This window comes from Gordonia polyisoprenivorans NBRC 16320 = JCM 10675, assembly GCF_000241325.1.
In the GTDB taxonomy this organism is placed as follows: domain Bacteria; phylum Actinomycetota; class Actinomycetes; order Mycobacteriales; family Mycobacteriaceae; genus Gordonia; species Gordonia polyisoprenivorans.
Genome location: NZ_BAEI01000071.1, coordinates 15,430 through 33,706, shown reverse-complemented (window position 1 = coordinate 33,706; position 18,277 = coordinate 15,430). Strand labels below are relative to the sequence as shown.

General features: G+C 68.3%; 17 protein-coding genes. 12 read left to right on the top strand and 5 right to left on the bottom strand.

The features are described 5' to 3' along the window. Window positions 1-1,733: acyltransferase family protein (locus GOPIP_RS19335; protein WP_006371460.1), on the bottom strand; the 1,733-nt coding region annotated here is incomplete at its 3' end. 70 nt (window positions 1,734-1,803) lie between these two features. Next, window positions 1,804-2,373, bottom strand: a complete 570-nt coding sequence (locus GOPIP_RS19330) for a TetR/AcrR family transcriptional regulator (RefSeq protein ID WP_006371459.1) — start codon at window positions 2,371-2,373, stop codon at window positions 1,804-1,806. Between the two features lie 177 nt (window positions 2,374-2,550). Between GOPIP_RS19330 and GOPIP_RS19325 the strand changes: the two genes are divergently transcribed. The 7 genes from GOPIP_RS19325 to GOPIP_RS19295 all read left to right on the top strand — a co-directional run bounded on the left by GOPIP_RS19325 (window position 2,551) and on the right by GOPIP_RS19295 (window position 8,627). Next, window positions 2,551-3,849, top strand: coding sequence for an adenosylmethionine--8-amino-7-oxononanoate transaminase (locus GOPIP_RS19325; protein WP_006371458.1), 1,299 nt, complete (start codon window positions 2,551-2,553; stop codon window positions 3,847-3,849). Then, a complete protein-coding gene (locus tag GOPIP_RS19320; protein ID WP_006371457.1) occupies window positions 3,846-5,036 on the top strand; it encodes an 8-amino-7-oxononanoate synthase in 1,191 nt (396 codons plus the stop codon). Before GOPIP_RS19325 ends, GOPIP_RS19320 begins: the two co-directional genes overlap by 4 nt. 62 nt (window positions 5,037-5,098) lie before the next feature. Beyond that, complete coding sequence (gene bioD, locus GOPIP_RS19315; RefSeq protein ID WP_006371456.1) at window positions 5,099-5,845, top strand: dethiobiotin synthase; 747 nt, start codon at window positions 5,099-5,101, stop codon at window positions 5,843-5,845. Further along, on the top strand, window positions 5,842-6,882 hold the full coding sequence (gene bioB, locus GOPIP_RS19310; RefSeq protein ID WP_006371455.1) for a biotin synthase BioB: 1,041 nt from the start codon (window positions 5,842-5,844) through the stop codon (window positions 6,880-6,882). Before bioD ends, bioB begins: the two co-directional genes overlap by 4 nt. A gap of 48 nt (window positions 6,883-6,930) precedes the next feature. Continuing rightward, entirely contained in the window at window positions 6,931-7,191 is a 261-nt protein-coding gene (bsaP, locus tag GOPIP_RS19305; protein WP_035728452.1) for a biotin synthase auxiliary protein BsaP, read from the top strand. Next, entirely contained in the window at window positions 7,188-7,802 is a 615-nt protein-coding gene (locus tag GOPIP_RS19300; RefSeq protein ID WP_006371453.1) for a DUF2567 domain-containing protein, read from the top strand. Before bsaP ends, GOPIP_RS19300 begins: the two co-directional genes overlap by 4 nt. Window positions 7,803-7,913: 111 nt before the next feature. After that, a complete protein-coding gene (locus tag GOPIP_RS19295; RefSeq protein WP_006371452.1) occupies window positions 7,914-8,627 on the top strand; it encodes an NUDIX hydrolase in 714 nt (237 codons plus the stop codon). A 48-nt stretch (window positions 8,628-8,675) separates the two neighbouring features. On the opposite strand, the gene GOPIP_RS19290 is transcribed toward GOPIP_RS19295, so the two are convergent. Next, window positions 8,676-9,134, bottom strand: coding sequence for a LuxR C-terminal-related transcriptional regulator (locus GOPIP_RS19290; protein ID WP_006371451.1), 459 nt, complete (start codon window positions 9,132-9,134; stop codon window positions 8,676-8,678). 261 nt (window positions 9,135-9,395) lie between these two features. Between GOPIP_RS19290 and nadA the strand changes: the two genes are divergently transcribed. The 3 genes from nadA (at window position 9,396) to GOPIP_RS19275 (ending at window position 12,401) form a co-directional block, all read left to right on the top strand. Further along, window positions 9,396-10,457 carry a quinolinate synthase NadA gene (gene nadA, locus GOPIP_RS19285; RefSeq protein ID WP_006371450.1) on the top strand — a complete coding sequence of 354 codons (1,062 nt, stop codon included), beginning with the start codon at window positions 9,396-9,398 and terminating at the stop codon, window positions 10,455-10,457. A 4-nt stretch (window positions 10,458-10,461) separates the two neighbouring features. Next, window positions 10,462-11,361, top strand: a complete 900-nt coding sequence (nadC, locus tag GOPIP_RS19280; protein WP_006371449.1) for a carboxylating nicotinate-nucleotide diphosphorylase — start codon at window positions 10,462-10,464, stop codon at window positions 11,359-11,361. Window positions 11,362-11,627: 266 nt separating this feature from the next. Then, a complete protein-coding gene (locus GOPIP_RS19275; protein WP_006371448.1) occupies window positions 11,628-12,401 on the top strand; it encodes an SDR family NAD(P)-dependent oxidoreductase in 774 nt (257 codons plus the stop codon). Between the two features lie 10 nt (window positions 12,402-12,411). Here GOPIP_RS19275 and GOPIP_RS19270 read toward each other — a convergent pair whose 3' ends face one another. Both GOPIP_RS19270 and GOPIP_RS19265 read right to left on the bottom strand, forming a co-directional pair. Next, on the bottom strand, window positions 12,412-13,938 hold the full coding sequence (locus tag GOPIP_RS19270; RefSeq protein WP_210739491.1) for a glycosyltransferase family 39 protein: 1,527 nt from the start codon (window positions 13,936-13,938) through the stop codon (window positions 12,412-12,414). Window positions 13,939-14,077: 139 nt separating this feature from the next. Then, on the bottom strand, window positions 14,078-14,812 hold the full coding sequence (locus GOPIP_RS19265; protein ID WP_006371446.1) for a TetR/AcrR family transcriptional regulator: 735 nt from the start codon (window positions 14,810-14,812) through the stop codon (window positions 14,078-14,080). A 212-nt stretch (window positions 14,813-15,024) separates the two neighbouring features. On the opposite strand from GOPIP_RS19265, the gene GOPIP_RS19260 reads away from it, so the two are divergent. Both GOPIP_RS19260 and GOPIP_RS19255 read left to right on the top strand, forming a co-directional pair. After that, window positions 15,025-16,521: an APC family permease gene (locus GOPIP_RS19260; protein ID WP_238534704.1), complete on the top strand. Its 1,497-nt coding sequence runs from the start codon at window positions 15,025-15,027 to the stop codon at window positions 16,519-16,521. A gap of 60 nt (window positions 16,522-16,581) precedes the next feature. Next, a complete protein-coding gene (locus GOPIP_RS19255; RefSeq protein ID WP_006371444.1) occupies window positions 16,582-18,273 on the top strand; it encodes an amidohydrolase in 1,692 nt (563 codons plus the stop codon). Window positions 18,274-18,277: the final 4 nt, after the last annotated feature.

The following is an 18,277-nucleotide window of genomic DNA, read 5'->3' as shown; positions in this document are numbered from 1 at the left end:
CGATCGGCGAGAATCCGGGGGATCACCCGCTGCACCCAGTCATGGCACTGCGGGTACGGCACGCCGTTCTGCATCGACGGCAGCTCCTCGGTCGAGAGCGGGCACCCCATCTTCAGGTAGGTGGTGACACGGAAGTGGTGTCTCTTGCCGAGCAGGTGCAGCGCGCTGATCCACATCTCGGCGTGCGAACCGCCCGCGAGTGCGATGGTCCGCTGCGCGTTCGGGTCGCCGTACACCCCGACGTGGATCGACGGGTCCTCGAAGCTGCTCATGTAGCCGTCCGTCGAGGTCTCCGGAAAGTCTTCGATGACGGCGAGCGGCGTCGGCTGCGGATCGAGTGCCGGCACCGGCGCACCGTCGAGCAATGCGCGGGCGCCGGGGTAGTCACGCGGATCGAGGTCGGCGGTGTCGACGGTCAGCGTCGAGACGTGCCGTTGCCACATCCCGATCGCGACCGCCCCCGACATGCTGAGCACGAGGAGGATCGAGGTGAGCACGGCGGTGTAGGAGGGCAGACGCCGTGTTGCTCGGCCCCGGCCACCGGGTGCGGTACCTGTGCGCAGCGGGTCCTCGATGTAACGCTTGGTCAGCCATGCCAGACCGATCGAGACCGCCAGCAGGCATGCGCCGTCGAGGAACGACGCATGCTCTTTCCCGCGCCAGTTGAGGAAGAAGATGAGCAGCGGCCAATGCCACAGATAGAGCGCGTAGGCGATGGTCCCCAACCAGACCGGCACTGAGGAGGCCAACAGCCGGCTGATCATCGGCAGCGGATGCACCGGACGTGCGTGTCGGGCACCGGAGCGCTGTTCGAGCGTGGCCGCGCCCGCCCAGATGAGGATCAGGGTGGACCCGACCGGAACCAGCGCCCACGGGCCGGGGTAGGAGTCCACCCCGTCGATCCACCATCCACAGGTGATGATCAGTCCGAGCGCGATCGCGCCGGCGAGGGTGCGCACCGCGCTCGGGATACGCCATCGGGGCAACCAGACCGCGAGCAGTCCTCCGGCCAGCGGCTCCCACAGACGGGAGAGGGTGTCGAAGTAGTTCCACTGCTGGTTCACGCCCATGCGCATGTCGGCCCAGTAAAACGAGATGGCCGACGCGCCGAGCAACGCCACCCCCACGCACACGCGGATGCTGTGCGGTGCGGCGATCGGTGCGATCACCCGCGCGGCGAGCTTGACCAGCCCGGCGAAGCCCAGCGCGACCAGGAGCGTGGCGAGAAAGAACTGCCCCTGCACCGACATCGACCAGATGTGTTGCAGGGGACTGTTCGCCGAGCTCGCCGCGAGGTAGTCCTGCGAGTTCAGTGCCAGATACCAGTTCTGGTAGTACAGGGCACTTGCCGTGAGCTCGCGACCGATGTTGGCCCATCGGGTCGGCGGCAGCAGGAGCACCGTCAGGATCAGCACCGCACCCAGGACGGTCAGCAGAGCCGGCAGCAGGCGGCGGAGGAGTCGGCGCAGACGGGGCCACGGGTTGATCGTCGCGGCAAGGCCGATCTCGCCGGACTGACTTGCGATGGTGTGCCGCAGGAGCGAACCGATGAAGAAGAAGCCCGAGAGTGTCAGGAAGACGTCGACCCCGCCGGAGACCCGGCCGAACCAGATGTGAAAGCACGCCACCAGCGCGATCGCGATGCCCCGTAACCCGTCGAGATCGGTGCGGTAGGACTGCGCCGCAGGGGTCGCCGACCCGGGCCGGGTGCGGACTGCCTGGGTGGTGGCCACGATGGGAGTCGGACTTTCGTGCGGGGGAGGACATGTGTGCGCACCCTCGACGCTACCGGCGCCGACGGTTCTACAGGTGCCCGGCCACGTGGGCGCGACTGCGGGCGCCGTCGATGATCACCGCGAGCGCGCCGGTGAATTCCTCGTCGAAGTCCCGGTCGGACGGCTCGATGACTCCGAGCCGTTCCATCTGGGCTCGGGTCTGTTCCTCGATCGTCAGTCCGATCACCAGCTGGCAGATCGCGGTCGCGACCGCGCGGGCCCCGTGCTCGTCGAGACCACCGAGTGCGGCGGCAGCGGCCACGTCATCGGCGACAGCCCGCCCGGATAATGCGCTGGCCCAGCTCGACGAGACGACCTCGGCGCTGTCGGGGACGGCCAGCAGCGCCGTGCGCATGCCGGTCGCCAGCGCCTCGAGGCGTTCGTCCCACCGCAGATCCGGACCGGGTTCGGCGATGTCGGTGAGGATGTCGTCGGCCAGTGCCGCCAACAGCGTCTGCTTGTTGGGGAAATGCCAGTACAGGGCGTTGGGGCGGACGCCGACCTCGGTTGCGAGCCGGCGCATGGTCAGGTCGGCGAGGCTGTGTCGGGTGAGCACGTCGCGGGCGGCGGCGAGGATGTCGGCGCGATTGTTGCTCACCCGGACAGCGTAGAGCCACGAGGCCGGACACCGCCGAGGCGGTCCTGTACACCGTCCAGGGTGGCCCTGTACAGTGTCCAGGCGAGGCTTACGGAGAGGCTGCCCCCTCCCGCACCTGTGGGCCGCCGGCCCCGGATCGACACGTCGCCCGCATCGACACATGGAAGGAACGTCCCCGTGGATCAGATGAGCATCAGCCGCATCGATGCGGACCACATCTGGCATCCCTACGGTGCGTTCCCACCGTCGACCCGGCCGCTCGTCGTCACCGGCGCATCCGGCGTGCGACTGGAGCTGGCCGACGGACGCACGGTCGTCGACGGGATGAGCTCGTGGTGGGCGGCCATCCACGGTTATCGTCACCCGGTCCTCGACGCCGCAGTGCGGCGTCAGCTGGACTCGATGTCGCACGTCATGTTCGGCGGACTCACCCACGAGCCCGCGGCGCGACTCGCCGAGCTGCTCGTCGACCTCACCCCCGAGCCGCTGCGCAAGGTGTTCTTCTGCGATTCCGGTTCGGTCTCGGTGGAGGTCGCGGTCAAGATGGCGTTGCAGTACTGGCGCGGTCGCGGCGAACCGGGCCGTACCCGGTTGCTCACCTGGCGCGGCGGCTACCACGGCGACACCTTCACCCCGATGAGCGTGTGCGACCCCGACGGCGGCATGCACAGCATGTGGACCGACGTCCTGGCCCGCCAGATCTTCGTGCCCGCGCCGCCGGAGGACGCCGACGACTCCTATGACGCCGACCTCGCCGACGTCGTCGCGGCCCATCGTGACGAACTCGCGGCGATCATCGTCGAACCGATCGTCCAGGGTGCCGGGGGCATGCGGTTCCACGACCCGGCGCATCTGCGCGCGCTGCGCCGCATCTGCGACGAGCAGGGCGTGTTGTTGATCTTCGACGAGATCGCCACCGGCTTCGGTCGTACCGGATCGATGTTCGCCGCCGATCAGGCCGGCGTCGCCCCCGACATCATGTGTGTCGGCAAGGCGTTGACCGGGGGATACCTGACCCTCGCAGCGACCCTGTGCACCGAGGAGGTTGCCGAGGTGATCAGTTCCGGCGAGGCGGGCGGACTCGCCCACGGCCCGACGTTCATGGCCAATCCGTTGGCGTGCGCGGTCGCCGTCGCCTCGACCGAGCTGCTGGCGTCGCGCCCGTGGCGTGACGACGTCACCCGCATCCGGGACGGGCTGCGCCGCGGACTCGACCCGCTGCGCCACCTCGACGGTGTGCGCGACGTCCGGGTCCTCGGCGCGATCGGTGTCGTCGAACTCGACCGACCGGTCGACATGGCGGCCGCCACCACCGCCGCGCTCGACGCCGGCGCATGGCTGCGACCGTTCCGCACCCTGATCTATGCCATGCCGCCGTTCCTCTGCTCCGACGACGACGTCGACGTGATCACCCGCGGCATGGCATCGGCGGCGCGGGCCAGTATCGCCGCAACCCGAGAGGTGGTGTCGTCGTGACCACCACGGACACGATCATCGGCACGACCGGGCCCGCCCTTGACTGGCTGCATGCGGCCCAGCGGGCCACCGCGCAGGCCGGGCTGCATCGGGACCCCGTCGTCCGCGACGGTGGTGCGGGCCTGCTCGATCTCGCCTCGAACGACTACCTGGGGATGTCGCGGAATCCGGTGGTGCTTGCCGCGGCGCGCACGGCGATCGACGAGTGGGGTGCGGGCTCGACCGCCTCGCGACTGGTCGCTGGCACCACCCGGGCGCACCTCGACCTCGAAGGCGAGATCGCCGAATTCCTGGGATTCCCTTCGGCTCTGGTGTTCTCCTCCGGCTACCTCGCCAACGTCGGGGCGATCACCGCGCTCGTCGGGCGCGGCGACCTGATCGTCAGCGACACCGGTACCCACGCCTCCCTGATCGACGGCTGCCGGCTGTCGCGTGCGCGTGTGGTGGTCGTCGATCGCGGCGATCACGACGCGGTCCGCGCGGCGCTCGCAGCCCGGGACGAGGAACGCGCACTCGTCGTCACCGACTCGATCTACAGCGTCGACGGCGCCGCCGCTCCCGTGCGCGAACTCTACGACGCCGCACGAGCGCACGGCGCGGCGCTGCTGGTCGACGAGGCGCACGGCCTCGGGGTGCGCGGCCCGGGCGGGCGCGGCGTCATCGCCGAGGCCGGCCTCTCCGGTGCGCCGGATCTCGTGGTGACCACGGTCGCCTCGAAATCGCTGGGCGCACAAGGGGGAGTGGTGCTCGGACCGACGGTGCTGCGCGGCCACCTGATCGACCGGGCCCGCACCTTCATCTTCGACACCGGCCTCAATCCGGGGGCGGTCGGTGCCGCCCGGGCCGCCCTGGCATTGCTGCGGACGGACCCGGACATGCCACTACGGTTGCGCGACAACGTCCTTCGCATCGCAGGTCGTCTCGGCCTGGCCCTGCCGCTCGACCCGGACGGAATCCCGCAGACCTCCGCGGTGCTCTCGGTGATCGTCGGTGATCCGCAACCCGCGCTCGCCGCCGCCGCCGCCTGCCGGGCCCGCGGGGTGTTCGTCGGATGCTTCCGACCGCCGTCGGTGCCACCGGGTACCTCGCGTCTGCGGCTGACGATGCGCGCCGACCTCGACGCCGCCGACGTCGATCGTGCCGCCGACGTCGTCCTCGCCGCGCTCCGGGAAGTGGGTGTTCGATGACCGGTGGTCGGGTTGTCCCACAGGGTCTTACGGGTTCACATGGCCTTGCGGATCGTTGCCTGGTGATTGCCGGCACCTCGACCGACGTGGGTAAGACCGTCGTCACCGCAGCGCTCGCCGCGACGCTGGCGGCCCGCGGTGTCGATGTCGCGGTGTGCAAGCCCGCCCAGACCGGCGTCGAACCCGACGAGCCCGGTGATCTCGCCACCGTCACTGCCCTTGCCGGAGCGCTGCCGACCCACGAGTGCGTGCGGTTCGCCGACCCACTCGCCCCCGAGACCGCGGCCCGACATGCCGGGGCGCCGCAGGCCGACCCCGGCACGATGGGCCGTCAGATCGCCGGATTTGTTGCGGCGCATCAGATGACGCTGGTCGAGGGGGCCGGCGGGGTGCTGGTCCGGTTGGCTCCCGAACACACGATCCTCGACGTGGCCGCCGCACTCGTCGCCGACGTGCTCGTCGTCGTCGACCCCGCACTCGGCACCCTCAATCACACCGAACTGACGGTTCGGGCCATTAGGTCAGCGGGGCTGCGGCCGGCCGGGCTCGTTCTCGGATCGTGGCCGCGCACACCCGATCTCGCGATGCGCTGCAATCGCGAGGATCTGCCCCGGCTGACCCGGGTGCCGGTGGTCGGGGTGCTACCCGCCGGTGCCGGCGGCCGTAGCCAGGCCGACTTCACCGAGTCCGCACCCGGCTGGTTCGACCCCGGCTGGATCGAGAGCCTCACCCCTGCAACGCCGGCGCCGTCACCTCAGTCCGTACCCGCACCACCATCCGTGCCCTCACATCAAGGAGTTCACCCATGACCCAGGCCCCCGTACAGTCCGACGTCGCGGCCGGGACCGACACCGACGACATCCTCGCCGTCGCCCGCGCCCAGGTCCTCGAACGCGGTGAAGCGCTGACCCGCGATCAGGTGCTCACCGTGCTCCGACTCGGCGACGACCGGCTCACCGAGCTGCTGCAACTGGCCCACGACGTCCGCATGCGGTGGTGCGGACCCGAGGTGGAGGTCGAGGGCATCATCTCGCTCAAGACCGGCGGGTGTCCCGAGGACTGCCACTTCTGTTCGCAGTCGGGCCTTTTCGCGTCTCCGGTGCGCAGCGCCTGGATCGACATCCCGTCGCTGGTCGAGGCCGCCAAGCAGACGGCCAAGACCGGTGCCACCGAATTCTGCATCGTCGCGGCGGTCCGCGGCCCCGACAAGCGCCTGCTCTCGCAGGTGGCCGCCGGGATCGAGGCGATCCGCAACGAGGTCGACATCCAGATCGCCTGCAGCCTGGGCATGCTCACCCAGGAACAGGTCGACCAGCTCAAGGACATGGGCGTCCACCGCTACAACCACAACCTGGAGACCGCCCGCAGTCACTTCCCGAACGTGGTCACCACCCACACCTGGGAAGAGCGTTGGGACACGCTGCGCATGGTCCGCGACGCGGGCATGGAGGTCTGCTGCGGCGGCATCCTCGGCATGGGGGAGTCCCTCGAGCAGCGCGCCGAGTTCGCCGCCGACCTCGCCTCGCTCGAGCCCGACGAGGTGCCGCTGAACTTCCTGAATCCGCGTCCGGGCACCCCGTTCGGCGATCTTGACGTGCTCCCCGCAGCCGAAGCGCTCAAGGCCGTCGCCGCGTTCCGGTTGGCCCTGCCGCGCACGATTCTGCGGTTCGCCGGCGGCCGGGAGATCACCCTCGGCGATCTCGGGGCCAAGCAGGGCATCCTCGGCGGCATCAACGCCGTCATCGTCGGCAACTACCTGACCACGTTGGGTCGCCCTGCCGAGGACGACCTCGATCTCCTGCAGGACCTGTCGATGCCCATCAAGGCGCTCAACGACAGCATCTGATCCACACCGAGGACGAACGTGACTAGGCTCGCCAGCGTGAGTGGTGCCATGACAACAAGCCTGACCTCCGGTGCGGTGCCGATCCCGGGCCCGCTGGATCAGCCGTGCCGGTACGGCGTGTACACCGGGATCGAGGTGGAGATCGAGTCGGCCGACGCGATACCGCCCGCGGCCCGGCTCGGCCTCGAGCCGCCCCGATTCTGCGGGCAGTGCGGGCGGCGCATGATCGTGCAGGTCCGCCCGGACGGATGGGATGCGCGGTGCTCGCGGCACGGTCGCGTCGACTCCTCCGACCTGGGTCACCGATGACCGCGCCCGGTCCGGTGTCCGCCGGACCCCGCAGGCACCTCGCGCACCGCACCCCGGCGACGCTGGCGGCGTGTGCAGTGGTGATCGGAGTGCTCGGGGTGGTCGCCGGTGGTCTGTGGGCTGTGATCACCCCGTCGATGAGCGCGCTGAAAGGCGCGCATCAGGTGTATCCGATTGACAGCATCGCCGGTGTCTCGGCATTCGCCTTCGTCATGCTCGGGTACGGCGCGCTGGGCGGTGTGCTCGGGTGGCTGGTGGCCCCGGGCTGGCGCGGGCTGCCCGGGTACGCGACCGTCTTCCTCACCACGGTGCTCGGGTCGGGCATCGCCGGATGGGCCGGGACGCTGATCGCAGCGCGTCGCTTCACCGACCCCGACTCGGTCGCGGTGGGCGCCCTCTTCCGCGCCGTCCCGCAACTGTGGCTCGACGGCGCCACCCGCGGAACCCCCAGTGGTCCATGGGCATTGGCGATCTGTGCGCCGCTCGCGGCCACGGTCGTCTACCTCGTGTTCGCCCTGGCGAATCGCCACGGAGATCTCGGCGTCGGCGACGTGGCGCCCGAAACCCCGGAGCCGCAACCGGTTCCCGCGCAACCCGCCCCGCCCGCGTAGTCGCCGACGGCGCCCGTCTCGACGCCGACGGCGCCCGTCCCTACCCCGACAGCGCCCGTCACCACGTCGACGGCGCTCATCGTCACTGCGACGCACCCTACAATCGACCCCATGCCATCACCCGCGCGCGCCGAGTCCGACGAGGCGTCCGTCTCGCCCTTGCGTGTCGAGGTCCTGACCGCGGTGTTCCAGGTCCGCGACATCAACGCCACCGCGCCGGAACTTTGTGTGCTCCTGACCCGCGGCGAGGGATCGACCTGGTGTCTCCCCGGCGGGCGGGTCGGCGGCGAGGACACCCTGGAAACCTGCGCGCGACTGGTCGTCGCCGACATGGTCGACATCGGCACTCTCGCGCACCTCGAACAGCTTTCGGTGTTCTCCGCGCCGCATCGTGTGCCGGGTATCCGCACCATCGCGTCGACCTACCTCGGACTCGTTCCCAGCGATGCGCGCACCACCTCACCGGATCGCGCCGACTGGCACCGTGTCGACGCGTTGCCCGAACTGGCCTTCGACCACGGCTCTGTCATCACCAAGGCCCGCCATCGGTTGGCCGCGAAGCTCTCCTACACCAACATCGCTTTCGCGTTGGCGCCGAGCAGGTTCCCGATGTCGGAGCTCTCCGAGATCTACGGTGCCGCTCTCGGCTACCGCGTCGACACCACCAATCTCCTGCGCATCCTCAGTCGGCGGGGTGTCGTCGTCGCCACCGGCACGTTGGGCCGGACGGGTCGGTCCGGGGGACGACCACCGGCGTTGTATGCCTTCGCGGACAACGAACTTCGAGTCACCGACGAGTTCGCCACCCTCAAGCCGCCCATGTGAATTCACGACTGTGAACTCTGACGGCTGTGCGCTCGTCCGGCGGCCGCCTCAGAGCTCGTCGAGCACGACCAGCCCGTCCTGGATGGCGCGGGCCACCAGCGATGCCTTGGTGCGTGCAGTGCGTCCGGCCTGGGCGTACTTGCTGCGAATCCTGGCCAGGTGGGTGTTGACGGTGCCCACCGAGATGTTCAGATCCGTCGCTGCCTCCGACTTGGAGTCCACGAGCAGCCAGGTACGCAACACCTCGACTTCGCGGCACGTCAGGGGGACAGCGGGATACTGGCGTGTTTCCGCCGGCTCGGGCACGAGGACAGGGCGCAGCGCCTCCGGTTGTGGCATCGGGGGGACGATGCGACGCGCGGCGAGACGTTCGAGGGCCTCCTGACGGCGGCGAACCGCCTGCAGGGGTGTGGAGTATGCCCGCCGCACCGGGATCACCGGGCGCGGTGCGGCGATGGGGACGATCGGGGCCCGGGATTCTCCGGCGGGGGTCAGGCTTGCGGTCATGATGGTCAGGCCTCCTGTGAACATGCAGGTGAGGGGATGTGCGGCGACGCAGTACCGACGCTACGTTCGACGAGTCTCCGGCAAATGCGTAGTGGACTACTTGGAATGCGCTTGGAACTACTCGTGTGCGCCGGAATGTCCGCGCACGGGCCGGTGTTACGATGATCACCAGGTTTTCGATCAGTAGTCGAAAACCGGTCTCGGAGCACAGCCCGTGCCGCGAGCAGCAATGCCCGAGCGGCATGAAGGACGGAGTGGCAGATGAGCATCACCAGCGACCGCATCGCCGTCGGCGGCACCACGCCGGCACTGATCGACGCCCGGTGGGTGGACGGTCCCGGGGGATACACCGGTGTCGAACCGACCGCGGAGTGGGCCGAGGAGATCCGACGCCTCGCACGTGCCCGCAATGCCACGCTGCTCGCCCACAATTATGAGCTGCCGGCCATCCAGGACGTCGCCGACCACGTCGGCGACTCGCTGGCCCTGTCGCGCATCGCCGCGGAGGTCGACTCCGACGAAATCGTCTTCTGCGGTGTGCATTTCATGGCCGAGACCGCGAAGATCCTGAGCCCCGACAAGCGTGTGCTCATTCCCGACGCCCGCGCCGGCTGTTCGCTGGCCGACTCGATCACCGCCGACGACCTGCGCGCCTGGAAGGAGGAGTTCCCCGACGCCGTCGTGGTCTCCTACGTGAACACCACCGCCGAGGTCAAAGGCCTCACCGACATCTGCTGCACCTCGTCGAACGCCGTCGACGTGGTCGCCTCGATCGATCCCGAGCGTGATGTGCTCTTCCTGCCCGATCAGTTCCTCGGGGCACACGTCAAGCGTGAGACCGGCCGCGACAACATCCACATCTGGGCCGGCGAATGCCACGTGCACGCCGGGATCAACGGTGACGAGCTGACCGCGCAGGCCAACGCCCACCCCGACGCGGACCTGTTCATCCACCCCGAATGCGGTTGCGCCACATCGGCGTTGTACCTCGCCGGTGAGGGCGCGGTTCCCGACGACAGGGTCAAGATCCTCTCCACCGGCGGGATGATCGACGCCGCCCGCGCCACCGGTGCCAAACAGGTCCTCGTCGCCACCGAGATCGGCATGTTGCACCAGCTGCGAAAGGCCGCCCCCGGCATCGACTTCCAGGCCGTCAACGATCGCGCTTCGTGCCCGTACATGAAGATGATCACCCCGGCTGCGCTACTGCGTGCGTTGCGGGAGGGCCGCGACGAGGTGTTCGTCGCCGACGACGTCGCCGAGCGTGCACGTCGCAGCGTCGAGCGGATGATCGCGATCGGCAATCCGGGCTCGGGGGAGTGACGCGATGAGTGCCACGTTCGTCGGGCAGGAAACGGCCACGGGCCGAGACGAACTCGAGATCACCGACGAGATCCGCGCGCTCATCCGCACCGCACTGGACGAGGACCTGCGCTACGGACCCGACGTGACCACCGCGGCCACGGTGGCGCCGGACGCGAGCACCGACGCCGCGATCGTGTCCCGCCAACACGGCGTCGTCGCCGGAATCCCGGTGGCGCAGGCGGTGTTCGACGAGGTCATCGGTGTAGGGGCGTACACGGTGACCGAGGTTGTGCCCGACGGCACGCGAGTGGCACCCGGCGACACGGTCCTCGCGGTACATGCACCGACCGCGTCTCTGCTCACCGCCGAGCGCACCTGTCTGAATCTGCTGTGTCACCTGTCGGGGATCGCCACCGCGACTGCGGCGTGGGTCGACGCGGTCGCCGGTACCGACGTCAAGATCAGGGATTCCCGGAAGACCTTGCCCGGCATGCGGTCTCTGCAGAAGTACGCCGTCCGCGCCGGCGGCGGTGCCAACCATCGGATGGGCCTGGGTGACGCCGCACTGATCAAGGACAACCATGTGGCCGCGGCCGGGTCGGTCCGCGCCGCGCTGGAGGCCGTGCGCGCGGCCGCGCCGGAGCTGCCGGTGGAGGTCGAGGTCGATTCGCTCGAACAGTTCGACGAGGTTCTCGAATTGTCGCCGCAACTGGTACTCCTGGACAACTTCGAGCCCTGGGCCACCCAGATCGCGGTGCAGCGCCGCAATTCTCGGTCCCCGCAGACCAAGCTGGAGAGTTCCGGCGGTCTGTCGCTCGACGTCGCTGCCGAATACGCCCGCACCGGCGTTGACTATCTCGCCGTGGGAGCGCTCACCCACTCGGTGACCGTGCTCGATCTCGGGCTCGACATCATCACCTGAAGCCAACCGGCGCCTGGGGCGCCGAGCGCCTCGACCATCGGGGCGAAGGACGAGCCTCGGGACCCCTCGAGCCGATCGGTGTGCGCGCCCCCGGCCGAACCCGTGGTGACTGCGTCGACGGTGCTCTGACGCGTCGAGTGTGTTCCTATTCCACGAAAGTGCTATTTGTGCTGCCCCTGTCGGGGAATGTCCAACGCGCATGATGCTCCCTACGGTGTGGGGAGCATCACATCCGTGGTGTGCACACCTGACTGAGGAGGACAACCATGTCGCGGTTCGAGGGCAAGGTCGCGCTGGTCACCGGCGGAGCTTCGGGTATCGGCGCTGCGGTCGGCCGAAAACTTGTCGACGAGGGAGCCTCCGTGGCTCTGCTGGATCTCAACGCCGACGGCGTCGCGTCGGTGGCGAAGGGCCTCGGGGACACCGTCGTCGGGGTGGCCGGCAACGTGGCACAGGAGGACGACGTCGCCGGTGCTGTCGCACTCGCCGTCGAGCGGTTCGGCCAACTCGACGTCGCATTCAACGTCGCCGGCATCGCGCGGATCGGCACCATCGTGGACGGGCCGACGTCGGACTGGGACGCCACGATCGATGTCGTGCTCAAGGGCACCTATCTGGTCACTCGACATGCTGCACGAGCGATTCGCGACGGTGGCCGCGGCGGCGCCATCGTCAATGTGTCGTCGCTCAATGCCCATGTACCGCTATATGGAGGCAGCTCGTACGCGGCAGCCAAGGCGGGCGTCGAGAGTTTCACCAAGAACGCGGCGCTGGAACTCGGAGCCGACGGAATCCGCGTCAACGCCGTCCTGCCGGGACTCGTCGATACGCCGATGACCGCACCGTTCCTCGGTATCGAATCGGTGGCCACGGACTATCTGAATCGGATCGTGATGAACCGGGCGGGCACACCCGAGGAGATCGCCTACGCCTGTCTCTTTCTGGCCGGCGAACAGGCGAGCTACATCAACGGCACCAGCCTCGTCGTCGACGGCGGCTGGGAGATCACCAATTATCCCGACCTGAAGGCCTTCACCTGACACCGCGGGGTCACCGGGTCGGGACGAATGCGATCACCTGGAGGTCCTTCCCGGAGAACCTGCCCGACTCGCGAAATCCGTTCGCACGCAGACTATCCGACGGAACCGACGCGTTCTCCCGATCGGTGAGCACCCATACCCGTGGGCAACCCCGCGCCCGCTGACCGGTCGTGTCGGTGGGCAGTGACCGGTCCCAGAGTGCCCCGCGATCGCGGGACGACCCGGCAGTGTCGTCGAGCATGATGTCTCGCCCGCGCACGAATCCCTGCGGATAGCCCTCGGCGATGTAGCGGGACGTGCCGTCGGCGTGCGCGACATCGCCCTCGACGAGGCAGTCCTCGTTCGTAACGTGTTCGGCGAGATACTGTGTGGCCGAACGATAGTCGATGCCGTACGGCTTCGTCAGCGGTGTGTGCAGGTAGACGACGGTCGGTAGGGCCAGAACGACGAAGGCCGCCGTCCAGACGGCCACCATCGGCACCCCGGCCCGGATTCGGTTGTCGGCGAGGCGAATCACGCCCGCCGCGAGTAGCAGTGCCACCGCGGGCGCGACGAACCACAGGTACCGCGTCACGAACGACGGGCTGATCAGGGAGTACAGGCCCAAGAGAATCGGTGGCACGATCAGCCACGGCCACGCAATCACCGGCAGCGTCAGGCCGGGCGGTGGTGGCTGCGTCGCAACGGAACCCCGGTCCGCGCGTGCACGGACGATACCGACGAGCGTGCACACCCCCACGACGAGGGCCAACAACGTCAATTGCGGTGCGTTGGGGAAAGCGATGTCGTTGACGCGAAGCACCGGGTTGTAGTGGTAACCGCCGATCCAGGCGACCTGGCCGGATTGGTCGGCGACCGCGAGCACGAGTGGGGAGACGACGATCACCGCGGCAACCATGCACGCCAGCACGATGGGGATCGCGCGACGAGTCGATCGCGAGATCAGCACACTGAGCGCGTGAGCGGCCATCAGCGGGGCGCTCAGGATCGAGAAGGCCATGCTCGTCACCAGCAGCACACCATAGGTCAGTGCTGCGGGCCACCAGCGCCGACCGTCGAGGATCGCGCGCACCAGCGTGACCAACGCGAGGGTGGCCCAGACCGCGGCGGCAACGGTGAAGGCATACGGGCGGGCTTCCGTCGCGGTCTGAACGGTACTCGGCAGGAATGCGAAGAACACCGCGGCGACGAGTGCCGTGGTCGGCCCCGCCAGCCTCCGGGCGAGCACATGGATGCCTGCGCCGGCGAGTCCGATGGCCACCACGCCGGGTAGACGGGTCCACAACTCGGTGTCCGGGACGAGGCGCAACCACCCGTCCATGAACCAGTAGTAGGCGCCGTGGACAGCGTCGACATTGCCGAGGAGCCGCATCAATTGTGCGGGCGTGCGCCGCGCCGCGCCGAGCGTGGCCATCTCGTCGTACCAGAATTGCGGAATCCAGGAACCGACGAAGGACACCAGTGCCGCCAGCGCGCCGGCGGCCACCGCTGCAGATGTGTCAGATGAATGTCGGCCCGAAATGTGGGTCACGTTCATGACCCTCCACGTAATCACATCTCGTGCCGGGCTTCTCGGTCCAGTCATCGAGAAGTCAGTGATTTCACCTTCTGCCCGGGATTATGCTGTGGATATCCGTCCGGAATTCGCAACAATGCAGCAACCATTCACCGTCGAATCACCCATCGAGTGTGGGCTCTTGTGGGTGCCGGCCACGTCGGATCAGTAAAGCCTCGATTCCATCGAGGGTCAGATCGAGCGCTGTCGGATACGCACTCTTGCGGCCGATGGCCACCAGATCGTCGGCTGCCGCGGCAATGTTGGGGAAGTCGGTGGTCGAGAGCTCGGCATAGACCGACTGCCACTTCTCGGCATCGTCGGTACGGGTGTCGGCGGGCACGGCGAGTTCGGCGCCGTCGAGCGCCGCGAAGGCCAACATCTGATCGACGAGGGCACGATAGACGTATGCCGCCCGTCGCTCGTCGAGACCGGCCGTGCGCAGGATGCCGAGCACCAGCTCGATCGCCCGGGCCTCCTGGGGTCGCCCGGTGATGCGACTGGCGGCCAGCACCGCCACCTGGGGATCGGCGAGGTAGGCGGCATGCCCGCGCAGGCCGAAGTCCCGGAGATCCCGGCGCCAGTCACCGGTGATCTCCAGGCCGTGCAGGGCCCGGCCGATCATTTCGTCGGCGATGGCCAGGCGGAGGTCGTCGATGCCGGAGAAGTACCGGTACAGGGCGCTTTGATCGGCACCGAGGGCAACGCCGAGACGTCGGACCGACAGCCCCTCGCTGCCGTGCAGCCTGAGCAATCTCGTGGCGGCATCGATGATCATTTGCTCGGTGAGCACCGCGCCGGATTTGGTCGGCCTGCGTCGGCGCCGCTCGCCGCTGTTCGCCCTGGTGACCATCATCGTCGGCTCCCTCGTTCTCGCCTCGACCTGCCGTGACGGCTCTTATGTCAACACCCTAGACATAAAAAGTCGGCGGGTGTTGTCTTTCACACACCTGCTCGTTTGCCGCGCCGTGGCGGCAGGGCATCGACCTCGACGACGTCACCGCCCCGACTTCGCTCACCACGAAAGCTGTTGTGCTCATGCCGACTTCCGAATTCTCAGACCGCCCGATGGCCACGCCCACACTGCGCAGATCCCTCAGCACCATGGACGGTGTGGCGATCGCGGCGTCGAGTACCGCGGTCACCACCACGATCGGCGTCGGACTGGCCACCACGGCGGCCATTGTGGGACTGCAACTCCCGATCCTGGTGGTGCTGGCATTCCTGCCCATCATCGGAATCGCCATCGGCTATGCGTCCCTCAATCGCGTGGAGGCGAGCTGCGGCAACAGTTATGTCTGGGTCGGGCACACGTTGAGCCCCTGGCTCGGGTTCCTGTCCGGCTGGTGTCAGTTGCTCGCCACCCTGGTCTTTCTCTCCTACACGACCGCGATCGCCGGGTCCGCCCTGATCCAACTCCTCGGTGGTCTGCACGTGACGACGATCGCCGGACTGGTCCTCGACGCGAACTCCACACTGCAGACCACCATCCTCGGCCTGGTCCTGCTGATCCCGTTGACGTTGACCGCGATTCGTGGTGCCGTCATCGCCGCCCGGCTGCAGAAGTATCTGCTGATCTTCGAGTACGCCGTACTGCTCGGCTTCTGCGTGTACGGTCTGTTCGTCGGGCATCAGCGCTTTGCGTGGAACTGGTTCGATCCCTTCGCGATTCCGTCGTGGACGGTGCTCGCGCAGGGGTTGGTCGTCGCCGTGTTCTGCTACTGGGGTTTCGAGGCCGCGTTCGCAGTCACCGAAGAGGTCCGGCACCCGCGCGACGCCTCGCGTGCCGGAATCATGACCGTACTGCTCGCCCTGGGACTGTTCGTCCTTGCTGCTGTGTCGTTTCAGCGGGTGATCCCGCAGGACGACCTGATCGCCTCGGGAAGTGCGGGACTCGAACATTTCGGTGAGGTCCTGGCCGCCGCACCGATGGCGTCGTTACCCGTTCTCGCACTGGCATTCTCGGTCATCGCATCGGTGCAGGCAACGCTGATCCCGAGCGCGCGCTTCCTGCTGGCCATGGGGCGGGATCGCACACTGGGACCGATGTGGACCCGCATTCATCCACGCTTCGGCACGCCGGCCCAAGGGACCATCTGCGTCGCCGTGCTGTCCGGGGCCATCGCGCTTGCGGCGCTGATCATCCCCAAGCTCAGCGATCTGATCCTGGCCGGCGTCAACTCCGTCGGCCTGGTGGTCGCCCTGTGGTACGGGCTCACCGGGCTGGCGGCCGCTGTGCGGTTCCGCGGAACCCTGCGGACGGATCCGCTGCGCGCCCTCCCCGCGGTGGTGGCCCCGCTGCTGAGTGGTGTCGTCTTGTTCGGGCTCGCCGGTTATTTGGCGTGGACCTGGATCGACGGGACCGATCACTTCGCATTCACCCCCGACAACGGATGGTTCCTGTTGTCGGTACCGGCAGCGATGTTCCTGTCCGGGATGGTGATGGCCGCCGTGGGCAAATGGGTCCGCAAGTCCCCCTACTTCGTGTCCGGCCGCGGTAGCGACGCGGCATCCCTCGACCTCAATCCGGCGGGTACCGCGGTGGAGCCGGGCACCACCGCTTGACCGACTCACCCCGGAAGACACCCCACCGGACACCTCGTCGAATCCCGATCGGAGACCACCATGACCATCACCGACGCCCACGCCGATCTCGTGTTCTGCCGCGGCCCGGTACTGACCGCCGATGCAGCCCGCAGCCGATGTGGCGGTGTGGCCGTCGCGGACGGACGCATCGTGGCCCTCGGCAGCGAGGTGACCGACCGGATCGGACCACGAACCGAGGTCGTGAACCTCGAAGGCAGACTGCTGGTTCCGGCTTTTCAGGACGCGCACGTGCACCCCGTCGGCGCGATGTTGGAGTCCTTGCGCTGTGACCTCACCGAGGTTGCCGACGAGTCGTCGACCGTCGCCGCCGTCGCAGCCTATGCCGCCGCACATCCCGCCACCGAGTGGATCTGCGGGGGCGGATGGTCGCTGGAGGCCTTTGCCGGTGGCACACCCACCGCGGCGATGCTCGATCGGGTCGTTACCGATCGTCCGGTCTACCTACCCAATCGCGATCATCACGGAGCGTGGGTGAACAGTCGCGCTCTGGAACGGGCCGGCATCGATCGGGACACACCCGATCCCGCCGGCGGCCGGATCGAACGGGACCGTGATGGCCATCCCACGGGAATGCTGCAGGAGTCGGCGATGAACCTCGTCGGTCGTCTCGTGCCGGCGCCGTCGCTCGACGACATGACCGAGGCGCTGCTCGCAGCACAGGCCCACCTGCACTCGTTGGGGGTTGGTGCCTGGCAGGACGCGCTCGTCGGGGCCGGCGGCCCCCTGCCGGACACCTTCGACGCGTACGTGAAGGCGGCGGACGACGGGCTCCTCACCGCGCGTGTGGTTCTCGCACAGTGGTGGGACCGAGACCGTGGTGCCGAGCAGATCGCCGACCTCCTCGAGCGACGCGCACTCCTCGAACGCCGCGAACTCGACCACCACCGGTCAGCGGGCGGGCGGCTGCGCGCCGACACGGTCAAGCTGATGGTCGACGGCATCGCCGAATCCCACACGGCCGCAATGCTCGATCCGTACCTGACGTCCTGTGGATGTCCCGGCACCCACCGCGGGACGACGTTCATCGAACCGGATGCACTCGCGAGATTCGTCGTCGAACTCGACGCCGCGGGATTCCAGACACATTTTCACGCCCTCGGAGACAGGGCGGTTCGCGACGCCCTCGACGCCATCGAAGCTGCCCGCGTCGCACACGGTTTCCGGGACACCCGGCCTCATCTGGCGCACCTTCAGGTGGTCGCCGCTTCGGACATCCGACGGTTCCGCGATCTCGGGGCGACGGCGAACATCCAACCGCTGTGGGCCGCCCACGAGCCCCAGATGGACGAACTCACCATCCCGTTCCTGGGGCCCGAGCGCACGCGCCGGCAGTACCCGTTCGCCGACCTGGTGCGTGCCGGTGCGACGATCGCAGCAGGCAGCGACTGGCCGGTCAGCAGCGCCGATCCGTGGCACGGCATCCACGTCGCGGTGAACCGCGTGCTCCCGGGAGTGGGGTCGGACGCCGCGGTCTTCCTGCCCGAACAGCGGATCGATCTGATGACCGCCATCGCGGCGTATACCGCAGGTTCGGCGCACGTCAATCGTCGGGATTCGGCCGGAACGATCCGGGTCGGCGCCGACGCCGATCTCGTGGTGCTCGACCGGGATCCGTTCGAGCATCCCGCCGATCAGATCGCCGAGACGCGGGTTGCCCAGACCTACCTCGACGGACGGTGTGTCCATCGTGCGACGTGGGATCGAGGGTGAGTAC